Origin of the sequence: Gemella cuniculi DSM 15828 (assembly GCF_000425665.1) — a bacterium.
In the GTDB taxonomy this organism is placed as follows: Bacteria; Bacillota; Bacilli; order Staphylococcales; family Gemellaceae; genus Gemella; species Gemella cuniculi.
This window is the reverse complement of record NZ_KE384434.1, coordinates 1-11,243: the sequence shown is the minus strand read 5'-3', so window position 1 is coordinate 11,243 and position 11,243 is coordinate 1. Positions and strand designations below refer to the sequence as shown.

At 28.0% G+C, this 11,243-nt stretch carries 11 protein-coding genes and 1 riboswitch; all 11 genes read left to right on the top strand.

Annotated features, from left to right (window positions below; genetic code table 11):
• A partial coding sequence (locus tag H612_RS10115) for a Cna B-type domain-containing protein (RefSeq protein WP_035500526.1) occupies positions 1-441 on the top strand: 441 nt, incomplete at its 5' end.
• A gap of 577 nt (positions 442-1,018) precedes the next feature.
• Positions 1,019-1,153 carry a hypothetical protein gene (locus tag H612_RS10420; RefSeq protein WP_281170307.1) on the top strand — a complete coding sequence of 45 codons (135 nt, stop codon included), beginning with the start codon at positions 1,019-1,021 and terminating at the stop codon, positions 1,151-1,153.
• A 284-nt stretch (positions 1,154-1,437) separates the two neighbouring features.
• Positions 1,438-2,181 carry a DUF6273 domain-containing protein gene (locus tag H612_RS09615; protein WP_027130970.1) on the top strand — a complete coding sequence of 248 codons (744 nt, stop codon included), beginning with the start codon at positions 1,438-1,440 and terminating at the stop codon, positions 2,179-2,181.
• Between the two features lie 27 nt (positions 2,182-2,208).
• Positions 2,209-2,904, top strand: coding sequence for a DUF6994 family protein (locus H612_RS0108000; RefSeq protein ID WP_027130969.1), 696 nt, complete (start codon positions 2,209-2,211; stop codon positions 2,902-2,904).
• A gap of 93 nt (positions 2,905-2,997) precedes the next feature.
• Entirely contained in the window at positions 2,998-4,047 is a 1,050-nt protein-coding gene (locus tag H612_RS0107995; RefSeq protein ID WP_027130968.1) for an LLM class flavin-dependent oxidoreductase, read from the top strand.
• A 376-nt stretch (positions 4,048-4,423) separates the two neighbouring features.
• Positions 4,424-5,356, top strand: coding sequence for a dihydroorotate oxidase (locus tag H612_RS0107990; protein WP_027130967.1), 933 nt, complete (start codon positions 4,424-4,426; stop codon positions 5,354-5,356).
• Positions 5,357-5,554: 198 nt separating this feature from the next.
• Positions 5,555-6,175: a phosphatase PAP2 family protein gene (locus H612_RS0107985; protein ID WP_027130966.1), complete on the top strand. Its 621-nt coding sequence runs from the start codon at positions 5,555-5,557 to the stop codon at positions 6,173-6,175.
• A 19-nt stretch (positions 6,176-6,194) separates the two neighbouring features.
• A complete protein-coding gene (locus H612_RS0107980) occupies positions 6,195-7,292 on the top strand; it encodes an MGDG synthase family glycosyltransferase (protein ID WP_027130965.1) in 1,098 nt (365 codons plus the stop codon).
• A gap of 141 nt (positions 7,293-7,433) precedes the next feature.
• Positions 7,434-7,535: riboswitch (purine riboswitch) on the top strand.
• Between the two features lie 430 nt (positions 7,536-7,965).
• Entirely contained in the window at positions 7,966-8,655 is a 690-nt protein-coding gene (locus H612_RS0107975; RefSeq protein ID WP_027130964.1) for a pentapeptide repeat-containing protein, read from the top strand.
• A gap of 27 nt (positions 8,656-8,682) precedes the next feature.
• Positions 8,683-9,468 carry a tRNA pseudouridine(38-40) synthase TruA gene (gene truA / locus H612_RS0107970; protein WP_027130963.1) on the top strand — a complete coding sequence of 262 codons (786 nt, stop codon included), beginning with the start codon at positions 8,683-8,685 and terminating at the stop codon, positions 9,466-9,468.
• Between the two features lie 456 nt (positions 9,469-9,924).
• On the top strand, positions 9,925-11,243 hold a 1,319-nt coding region (locus H612_RS0107965), incomplete at its 3' end, for an Ig-like domain-containing protein (protein ID WP_211223599.1).

Below are 11,243 nucleotides of genomic sequence, written 5' to 3'. Positions count from 1 at the left end.
GTAGAACTATACAAAGATGGAACAGCAACAGGAAATGTAAAAGAACTGAACAAAGAAAACAACTGGACGGTTACTTTTGAGAAATTACCAGTATCAGCAAGTTTAGGTGGAGAAAATCATAAGTACACAATCAAGGAAGTAGGAGAGAGTGGAAATATTATTTTAGTCGATGGAAAACGATATAAAGTGATCTATGAAGGAAATATGAAAGCTGGATTCACTATTACCAATCGAAAAGAGATTCCTGTAAAGCCTTCTACACCAATACCAAACGATCCAAAATCTATTAAGCCAAGGGTATCAAATGCAAATAATAACGAGATATTGCCAAAAACTGGAGACGGAGGCAACATATCCCAATATGTATGGTTAATGGTAACATCAGGAATATCACTGATGCTCATCGGATGCAGACGTAAAAAACATGAGAAGCAGAAATAAAGGATAAAATAGAAATTATGAAAAAGGGAATGCTTCTCCTATTGCAAAGTAGAGTGTTTAGAAGTTATTGAGCTAACTTAGTGGAGTGAAATTCAATAAATATACAGGAAAAGAAGATTAAAAAGCGGAAATAATAAAATTTTTTAAGTAATCAAAAGGAAAAATTAAATGAGGACTATACAATAAAAAATATTTTTATTGTTATAATAGGAGGACTATTTACACCAAAGTGTAGGAGTCCTCCTTTTTATGGTTAAAAAATTCAAACATAAAAAGGAAGATAATATAATGATAAAAAAGAGTAATTATTCTTATGTCAGAGGGTAATTTATGACCATAAGAGAAGAAGTTTGTAAATCATATTGAAAAATAAAATAGCGAGAAAAATATATTCAACGAAAAGATAGAAAACATAATATTATTTTGTTTTCAACACTGGAGCATGATAGTCAAGCTGATTAAAAAGTATAATGGAATTTAGATTAAGATAAACCTCAAAATCCAACTCCATTAAAGGTATAGAAGATAAAAATGATTCTGACATGGCAAAATCATAGATTGAGAAAATATAATATAAGTGATACATACATTTGAGATATTGACTCAAACTAAATTGAAAAAATATAAAGATGTAGAAAATAATACTGAAGTTAAGGCTATATCAAGAGGAAAAATAAAAGTAACCACCACAAGAATACACATGTCAATATGAATAGATGAGGAATAAATGAAGAATGAAGACTGTTACTCTCAATATTGATTATGAAATTTTGGCAGAGGATTTTTCAGTTTGGGAATTATTTAATAAGCAGAAAACTTAGCCTCGTATATTCTATTGGTAATCAGTAAATTGTAAAATTAATGAAAACTTAGTTTAGTTTAAGATAATAAGGTATAATTAGGATGCTATCATAATATTTATAAAAATTGGCAGCTTATTTACTAAATAACTAAATTAAGATATAATGAAGTAAAAAAGAAAGGTGAAGAAATAACATGTTGCAAAAGAAGATAAAAGTAGTTAATAAATCATTAAAAATAATATTAATTTTAGGTATAACTTTACCACTAGTAGCTTGCGGACAAACAAATTCTTCTACATCATCATCGGAGAATGTAAAACAAAATGAGGCTAGTAGTGGCTCAAAAGTTGATGAAAATATGAATATGAAACTTTTGGGAAAGTATCCTAAGAATGGTGAAGATGTAGAGCCGATTGAGTGGATAGTTCTTGAAGAAAGTGGAGATAAAGTATTACTTCTTGCGAAAAATTGTATAGATTCACTTCCTTGGCATAAGACACATGAGGCAATTACATGGGATAAAAGTGATATTCGTACTTGGTTAAATGGCGAGTTTTTACAAAAAGCATTTACACCAGAAGAGCAAGATAGTATTTTAACTACTGATTTGGATAATAGTGATAATCTTAAATACGGTACAACTGTAGGAGAAAATACGAAAGATAAAGTCTTTCTACTAAGCGGAGCAGAAGTAGAGAAGTATTTTTCTTCAGAAAGTGCTCGTAGAGCACAACCTACTGTCTATGCAACTTCACATGGTGCATATTCAAATGGTAGTGGGGAGTGTGCATGGTGGTTGCGTTCCCCTGGTGTAACAGAAACTAGTCCAGCTTATATTGCTTCAGCAGGAATGTTTGGAAATCGAGCACATGAGGTAAATGAAACAATTATTGGTGTACGTCCTGCTATATGGGTTATGAAAGATAAGTTAAAATAGTTATTTTAAATGCGAGCGTAGATAATAGTGAAAATTTATAAAGAAAATATAGAGCGTTGTGAAAAATTTTATAATAGTGATTTTTATAATGAATTGAAAAATTCTAATAATATTACAGATGTAGATTTTGTGAAAGGTGTATTTACAAGGTTATGCTTAGATGCTGATGCATGTGATGAAGAGTTGTATAAAGAACTTGGGAAGAAATTTGGTTTATTACATAAAAAAAATGTTTTGATAGATTATGTAGATAATCAGGAAATAAAATTAGCATCGGATATTATTTGTGGAAGGAAACAGTTGGTTAAGTTAAGAGATAATGAGTATTGTGATTGGGTAAAAGATTATGAAAGAATTGGAAGTAATTTAGATTATCATTTTATTTGGCCTAGACATAAACTCCCAACTATAAATACATATAGATACCAAGTATATTTAGACAGAATAGATTGTTTGCTATATGATTTTAAAATGTACTTTAGCGGAGAAAAAACTCCTATGGATAAAGCCTATAAAAATGAAACAACAAAACTTTGGTTGACCAAGTTTAAAAATTTCGAAGATTTTATATCCAAAATGAAATTAGAAAGATTTGTTGATGACAAATATGAAGTATTTGATTTAAGCAAAAATGATGGTTCTACAATAAGTAGTTATATTAGAGGAAAAGAATTGGTAGATTCAATACCTACATATTTAATTAATATATTGAAGAAAAATTAAAATTTTATATTTGACTGATATTTTTATTATATAAAATAATTTGTTGGTAAAGTAGGAAAAGATAATTTTTTGAAATTATAAAGGAGGTTAATTATGAAACTTTCAGTATTAAATTTAGCTCCATTGAGAGATGGAGATAGTTTCAAAGATGCGATAGATGCAATGGTGAGACTTGCGGAAAAAACAGAGGAGTTTGGGTACACTCGTTATTGGATAGCAGAACATCATAATATGAAAAGTATAGCGAGCAGTGCAACACAGCTTTTAATTCAACTAACATTATCTAACACAAAAAATATAAGAGTAGGTTCGGGTGGCGTAATGTTACCAAATCACAGTCCATATTTAGTTGCTGAGCAATATGGTACTTTAGAAACACTTTATCCGAAACGTGTAGATTTAGGTTTAGGGCGTGCACCTGGAACAGATGGACAGACGGCAAGAGCATTAAGAAAAACTAGAGATCTAAATCCAAATTTTGAAAAAGATCTTTCGGAATTAAAAGGATATTTTAAAGACACAAATTCTGTTCATGCATATCCTGCTGCAGGAATTGATATTCCATTTTATATATTAGGTTCAAGCACTGATAGTGCATATCTTGCAGCAAAGTTGGGATTGCCTTATGTTTTCGCTTCTCATTTTGCACCAGCTATGATGGAAAATGCAGTAGCAATTTATCGTCACTATTTTAAACCTTCAGAAGAATTGGATGAACCTTATGTTATACTCGGTGCAAATGCAATAGTAGCTGATACAGATGAAGAAGCAAAGAAGTTATCGACAACACAATTACAATCATTTTTAAATATAGTAACAAATGAACAAAAAGGACTACAACCGCCTGTACAATCCGAAGAGGCAGTTTGGAAAAATTATATCGCTGCAGTAAAAGTGCCACATTTTGGACCAATAGCTTTTGAACATGATGAAATTATAAGTCATGAACGAGAAGTAGTAGAACAGATGACCAAGGTTTCTTTCATTGGAAGTAAGGAAACAGTATCAAGACAAATAGCCGATTTAAAACGACGAGTTGATTTTGATGAACTTATGATTAATTCTTATATTTACGATGAGAAAGCACAACATTATTCATATAAACTTTTAGCAGAGGTTATAAAAGAAAAGTTTCAAAAATAAATGCTCTTATATCAAATTAAGTTTTGAGTTATTAAAATAAGTTTAAAAATTTTACACTCAGAGGCTAACAGAATTAGAAGACAACGGGAGATAAAATTTATTTTTACGATATTGAAAATTATAAAAAATAAATTAATATTAAAATCTTCTTAGATATTTATTTTATCGTTTACTAAAATGAGGAAAAGAATCAAAAAGTCTTAGGCAATAGTCAGTTGTTTAAGATTTTTTGGTATAATAATTTTCTTCTATAAAATTAATGAAATTGAAAATTAAATTTTATTTCTAAATAAAATAACAAATGTAAAATTACTAATAGTATCATTTTCTTTTTTATGGTAAACTAAAGAAAATAGATGTTATGGAGGTTTGAAGAATGTTAAAAACTAGTTTTTTAGGAGTAGAATTAGAAAATTGTTTAATGAATGCTTCAGGTGTTTATTGTATGTCTAAAGAAGAATTGGATGAACTTGCAAATAGTAAAGCGGGAGCGTTTGTAACAAAAACTGCGACAAGAGATTTTCGTGCAGGTAATCCTGAACCGAGATATTTTGATACTGCATTGGGTAGTATAAATTCAATGGGGCTTCCTAACAATGGATTTGATTATTATTTAGACTACGTGCTTAATCGTCAATTACAAGGAGAAGAATTGCAGTTTTTATCAGTAACAGGAATGAGTTATCAAGAAAATATAGAACTTTTGAAAAAAATTCAAGAGAGCGATTATCAAGGTGTAACTGAATTTAATTTATCGTGTCCAAATGTTCCAGGTAAACCGCAAATTGCATATGATTTTGAACTTACCGAAAAATTATTAACCGAAGTTTTTACATTTTTCACAAAGCCACTCGGGGTTAAATTGCCACCATATTTTGATATTGCACATTTTGATATTATGGCAGGAATACTAAATAAATTTCCGCTAACGTATGTTAATAGTATTAACAGTGTAGGTAATGGTTTGTATATAGATTTAGAAAAAGAAGAAGTTGTTATAAAACCAAAAGGTGGATTTGGTGGAATTGGAGGAGAGTATATAAAACCAACAGCACTTGCAAATGTTCGAGCATTTAGACAAAGATTAAACGAAGATATAAAAATTATTGGGACAGGTGGAGTAATAACAGGACGAGATGTTTTTGAACATATACTTTGCGGTGCAGATCTAGTACAAGTAGGAACAACTCTTCACAAAGAGGGTGTTGGAGTTTTCGAAAGATTAACGAGAGAACTTGAAGAGATCATGAAAGAAAAAGGTTATTCTAATATCGAAGATTTCAAGGGTAAATTAAGAGAACTGGATTAAATATGAAAAATTGGTGGGACTGATAAATTTTTTAGTCTCACATTTTGTTAATTAAGAGTATTAAATTTTAATCGTTCTAAATAAAAAATGTAATTTTATAAGATTTAAAATATGAAATTAACAAGTTTTAATTTATATTTTACTTTTATGATTTATAATTAGTTAGTATGAACAATGAAGTAAGGCAAGGAGATGAAGATGAAGTATAAAAAATATATTTTAATTATGATAGTAGCATTTAGCATTTTTGTTTTTATTAGATTAACTTATGAAACAATTTTAAAACCAATGGACATTAATGTGATTGATTTTGTTCAAAAATTAGAGAATTCTACTTTAACGAGTTTTTACAAAGAAATAACAAATGTTGCAGATACTTACCAAAATATGGTCATTACTATTGTATTAGTTATTATTTTATGTTTTAAAAAGTATCATTATGAGGCAATTTATTTAGCCATAAGTATGGCAACATGTGGTGTTCTTATACCCATTATAAAGAATATGATAAAAAGACCACGTCCAGATTTTCATAGATTGTTAGAAATAGGAGGTTTTAGTTTTCCAAGTGGTCATACGACTTCAGCGACCATTTTATACTTAACATTGGTATTAATTTCTATTAAAATTTTCAAAAATATCAATAAGTATTTTGTATTAGTGTTGGCAAGTTTTGGTATTTTAGTTATAGCGATTTCTAGGGTCTATTTGGGAGTTCACTATCCAACCGATACATTAGGAGGTATGAGTTTAGGAGTAGGCGTAGTAGCTTTTTACTACATGATATTTTATAAAACTAAACTTTTAGAAAAATTTTAAAAAATAAAGGGGGATATTAATGAATAGAATTTTACTTATAACAGGATCGTTTGGTAATGGTCATCTTCAAGTTTCAAAAAGTATTAAAAGTATGTTTGAGGAAAAGTATAAGAATAAAGTAGAGGTAATAGAGACAGATTTATTTTTACAAGCACATCCTAATATAACACCAGTTTTAAAAAAAATATATCTTTACAGTTTTTCGTACTTTCGTGATATTTATGGTTATGTTTATTATGCAGGGAAAAATCAAATAAATACTTCGTTTTACAGATATTTTAGTTATAACTATTTAAAAAAGATGATAAGTGATGTCAAACCGGATGTTGTTGTATCTACTTTTCCAACGCCAGCACTATCACTTTTAGAAAAAGATAGTATACCAGTAGTCAATGTAGTTACGGATTATCATTTTCATAAAAGTTGGTTAACAAAAGGGGCGATAAGATATTATGTGGCAACGGATGAATCGAAAGATGCATTTATAAATGCGGGAGTTTTGGAAGAGAATATAAAAGTTTTCGGTCTACCTATTGATAAAAAATTTGATGAAAAAATTGATGGACAAAAATGGCTTTTAGAAAATAATTTATCACAAAATAAAAAAACGATACTTTTAGTTGCGGGTGCTTTTGGTGTTTTAAAAAATTTTGATAATATTGTTGATAAATTGTTAGAAAATAATAATGATGTACAAATAGTTATTATTTGTGGGAAAAATAATGACTTAAAAAATAAATTAGAAAAAATTTACGAAAATATTAAGACTGTAAAAGTACTAGGGTATACTTATAACATGAGAGAATGGATGCAATCATCAACACTTTTAGTAACAAAAGCAGGAGGTGTTACTATTTCGGAAAGTTTGGCAAGTAATATTCCATTGATACTTTTTAATCCAGTACCAGGACAAGAAAAAGAAAATGCAGTGTATTTTGAAAAAAATAATATGGGAAAAATTGCTTACACTGATAATGAAGTTATAGAAAGTGTAAAAGAACTTTTTGAAGATGAGAATAGTATAAAACTTATGAAAGAAAGTATGATAAAAAACTATCAGAGCGGCTCATCAGAAAAAATTTGTGATGATATAATAAAAATTATCAATAAATATTGATAAAAAATAATTTTAACATTGTTATAAATTTGTATAAATATTTTTTAGATTTAAGTAATTTTTAGTAATATAATATATAATTATATTTTATTATTAATTTTAATGTGAAACACTTGTAAAACTAATAAAAATTTGATATTATAATGATACAATAATATAGCGCGTATAAAGGCAAGGATATGGCTTGCGAGTTTCTACCATCTGACCGTAAATTTGATGACTATGGGCATTCTTTGCTGGTGCAAATTAGGATATTATTTAAAATTGTATTATCTGAGAAGAGTGTATTATTAAAGAATTGCCTACTAGTTAATGATTTTGGTGGGCAATTTTTTGTTTTTTTATTAAAAATGTTTTAAGAAAATTAAAGATGCTAAAATAAAAATTCAAATGTCAAGTTTGATAAGATTTTGTATGGTACTACTGCTGTATTATCTATTCTAGAGAATAAAATTTTTATCGAAACTGGGATTAAAAGTTTTAGCGAAGGAATATAAGGAAAAGAAGTTTATTAATTATTTCATTTTTTATTGGTATGCCAAAAATAGTACGAGAAATTCGTGCTATTTTTGTTTTTTAGAAAATGAAAAACTTTCTAAATTTTATATAATATATGTATTAAGATTAAAATTAAAAGTATATATGGTATAATTTTAGTGAGGGGTGTTTTATTATGGAAAAAATTTCTTTTTGTGAGTTTAAAAATGGATTACAGAATGGAAGAAAAGATTTCACAAACTTGATTTTTGAAAATATGAATTTGAGTAATTTTAATTTAAATGAAATGGATTTTTCTTATTCTAATTTTATTAACATTAATTTTTTTGGTGCAAGTTTGGAAAAAAGTATTTTGACAAATTCTCTTTTAGATGATTGTAATTTATCAAATACTAATTTAAAAAATAGTAATTTAGAAAGGGCATCGTTAAGAAGAGCTGACTTAGAAAATTCGGATATTCGAGGTGCAAAACTTTATGCAGCAGTATTAGAAGATGCAAAGCTAAAAAATATAATTTTTGATGATACGACAAAAAATTTTATGTTGCATTGTCCAGAAAGTGGTGCTTTTATTGCGTATAAAAAATGTCTTAATAACTTGATTGTGAAACTTCTTATACCTAAAGATGCTAAGAGAGTTTCATCGACAATGAATTGTTGTCGCTGTGATAAGGCAAAGGTGCTTGAAATAAAAAGTTTTGATGGAACGAAATATTTTAATGAAGCTTGGTCAACGGTTGCGGAAGATTTTTGCTACAAATTAGGAGAATGGGTTTATGCAAAAAATTTTAACGAGAATCGCTGGTATGACTCTTCAGGTGGTATTCATTTTTGGATGAGTGAAGAGGAAGCAAAAAACTATTAGAAAATTTATGAATGAAAGGAGAACAAATTGAGAGTAGTTTTACTTTGTAAATATGACGGAAGTAGGTATCATGGATTTCAAATTCAACCTAATAATAATACCGTTCAAGCTGAGATAGAAAAGAGTTTGAAAAAAATACATAAAAAAGATATTAGAATTTATATGAGTGGTAGGACTGATAGTGGAGTTCATGCTTATGGTCAAGTTCTTCATTTTGATACTGAATTGAATATTCCTAGTGAAGCATGGATTAAAGCAATTAATGCAAATCTCCCCAAAGATATAAGAATATTTGCAGCGACAATTTCGGATAATGATTTTCATGTTAGATATAATAGTGTAGAAAAAACATATATTTACAAATTGTATTTAGGGCGTGAAGTTGATCCATTCTTAATTAATTATGTAGGTCAGCATTCATTTGATTTTGATTTTTCCAAAGCACAGAATAGTTTAAAATATTTTATAGGTGAGCATGATTTTTCTTCTTTTTGTTCAAAAAACTCTAGTGTAGAAGATAAGGTTAGAACAATATACAATTTTACCATGGAGAGAGATAAGATTGATAGTAATATTATAAATTTTGAAATTACTGGAAATGGCTTTTTATATAACATGGTAAGAATTATTATTGGAACTATTCAAGATGTAGCTAAAGGAAAATACAAACCAGAGTATATTTCCGAGATTATTAGTAAAAAAGAACGCCAATTTGCAGGGCCTAAAGCTGATGCTCAAGGGTTATATCTAAAAGAGGTTATTTATGATAGCGAGGAAATAAATAACTTTATAAAAAGAGAAATGGAAAACTAAAAGACGAAAAAATATTTAAGTTATTTATTATAACTATAAAGTAAAAAAATTCTAAGCAAAAGATTGCTTAGGATTTTTTTATTTTATTTTTGAACTATATTAGAACTATGTAAAAAATCAACAAAAAGTAAATAAAAAATTTTGTTATTTTAATAATTAGAAAATTCTGATTGAATTATAATTTTAGATATATAGAAAATTTGTAATTTAAGTTTTTAAGAAAATTTAAAAGGAGGAAGTAATAAAAATTATTAATTTATATTAGATATTTATATAGATATTTTATATATTTTCCCCGGGGGAATTTTTTTATTTATAAATAACATTATCACGGTTGTTTCATAATAGTATGTTATAATACGCGATGTAGTGAAGGAAGTATATATAAAACGTATTTATATACATTAATAATTAAGTTAATGTAGTATAAAAAATATAAGAAAGGATATTTATATAATGAAGAAAAAAATATTTATTTGGCTTTCTGCATTGGCGATAATTATAAATGTTTTCTTGCCAAGCACTTTAAAAAATGCCAAAGCAGCAGCTACACATGATAGCGTAATTACAGAGATAAATATTACAGATACTAATGGGAAACCTATTCCTGGGAATTCTGTGGAAATGTGGCAGCAGTTTAGAGTAAATGCAAAGTTTGCTCTACCTGACAATATAGTTAAAGAGGGGGATACAACTACAATAAGATTGCCAGAACAATTAACTTTTCAATCAACAGTAAATTTTGATGTGAAGGATTCTTCGGGGAATCTTGTAGCTAAAGCAGAAGTAAATAATCAAGCGAAAACTATTACTTTAAGATACACAAAGTATCCTGAAAATCGTTCAGATGTTAAGGGTAGCCTGTATTTTAATGCAAGAGTAGATCACAGTAAAGTTAAACAAAAACAAGATATAGAGCTTAAGTTTCAAATAGGGAATAGGATTATTGCAGGAGGAAAATTAGACTACAAAGGTCCAGGTAAAAAGTATGAAACTATTATAGAAAAAAGTGGTTGGCAAGATAATCAAGATAAAAGTCTTTTCCATTATGGGATAGCCATCAATAGAAGTAAGGCGGATTTAAAAGATGCATGGGTAAAAGATAGACTTGTAGATACTTATGGTGTAGAAGTTGTGCCTAATAGTATAAAAATATATAAAGTAGAATGGTACTGGGATAATGGTGAATGGAAACATAAAGGGGACGTAGATGTTACACCTAATTTCAAGAGTAATATAGAAGTAGATGCTGATAAACAAGGTTTTAATATTCGCTTAGGAAATATAGGAACAGAACAATATTATATAAAATATGATATTAAAGCAAATTATACACCAACACATGGAGAAATATTTAAAAATAATGCTACATTGAAATATAATGGAAAAATACAAAAAGATGTAAACTTTACTTTACAATATTTAGAGGCAGGTGGACGTGCTGAAGGATATGTGTACTCAATTAATATCCATAAAAAAGATAAAGATGGAAAATCTTTACAAGGAGCAGAATTCCAATTAACACGTGATGCAAATGGTAAAGTTATTGGAACTTATAAAACTGATGCAAACGGTAATATTAAAATTACAGGATTATTAAAAGACAAGTATACATTAAAAGAAACAAAAGCTCCTGAAGGTTATAAATTAGATCAAAAAGAAATAAAAATTGAACCAAAAGACTTTGGTAGTGATAAATCACTAACTAAAGAAGTAATTAATGAAAAAGATAATCCAAAAATAAAAGTTTCTGGAGAAAAAACTTGGGAAGATAA

Bases quoted from the DNA above. Each gene is read 5' to 3' on its own strand.
- H612_RS09615 (WP_027130970.1), top strand. From the start codon at position 1,438: ATGTTGCAAAAGAAGATAAAAGTAGTTAATAAATCATTAAAAATAATA.
- H612_RS0107975 (WP_027130964.1), top strand. From the start codon at position 7,966: ATGGAAAAAATTTCTTTTTGTGAGTTTAAAAATGGATTACAGAATGGA.
- H612_RS0107990 (WP_027130967.1), top strand. From the start codon at position 4,424: ATGTTAAAAACTAGTTTTTTAGGAGTAGAATTAGAAAATTGTTTAATG.
- H612_RS0107995 (WP_027130968.1), top strand. From the start codon at position 2,998: ATGAAACTTTCAGTATTAAATTTAGCTCCATTGAGAGATGGAGATAGT.
- H612_RS0107985 (WP_027130966.1), top strand. From the start codon at position 5,555: ATGAAGTATAAAAAATATATTTTAATTATGATAGTAGCATTTAGCATT.
- H612_RS0107980 (WP_027130965.1), top strand. From the start codon at position 6,195: ATGAATAGAATTTTACTTATAACAGGATCGTTTGGTAATGGTCATCTT.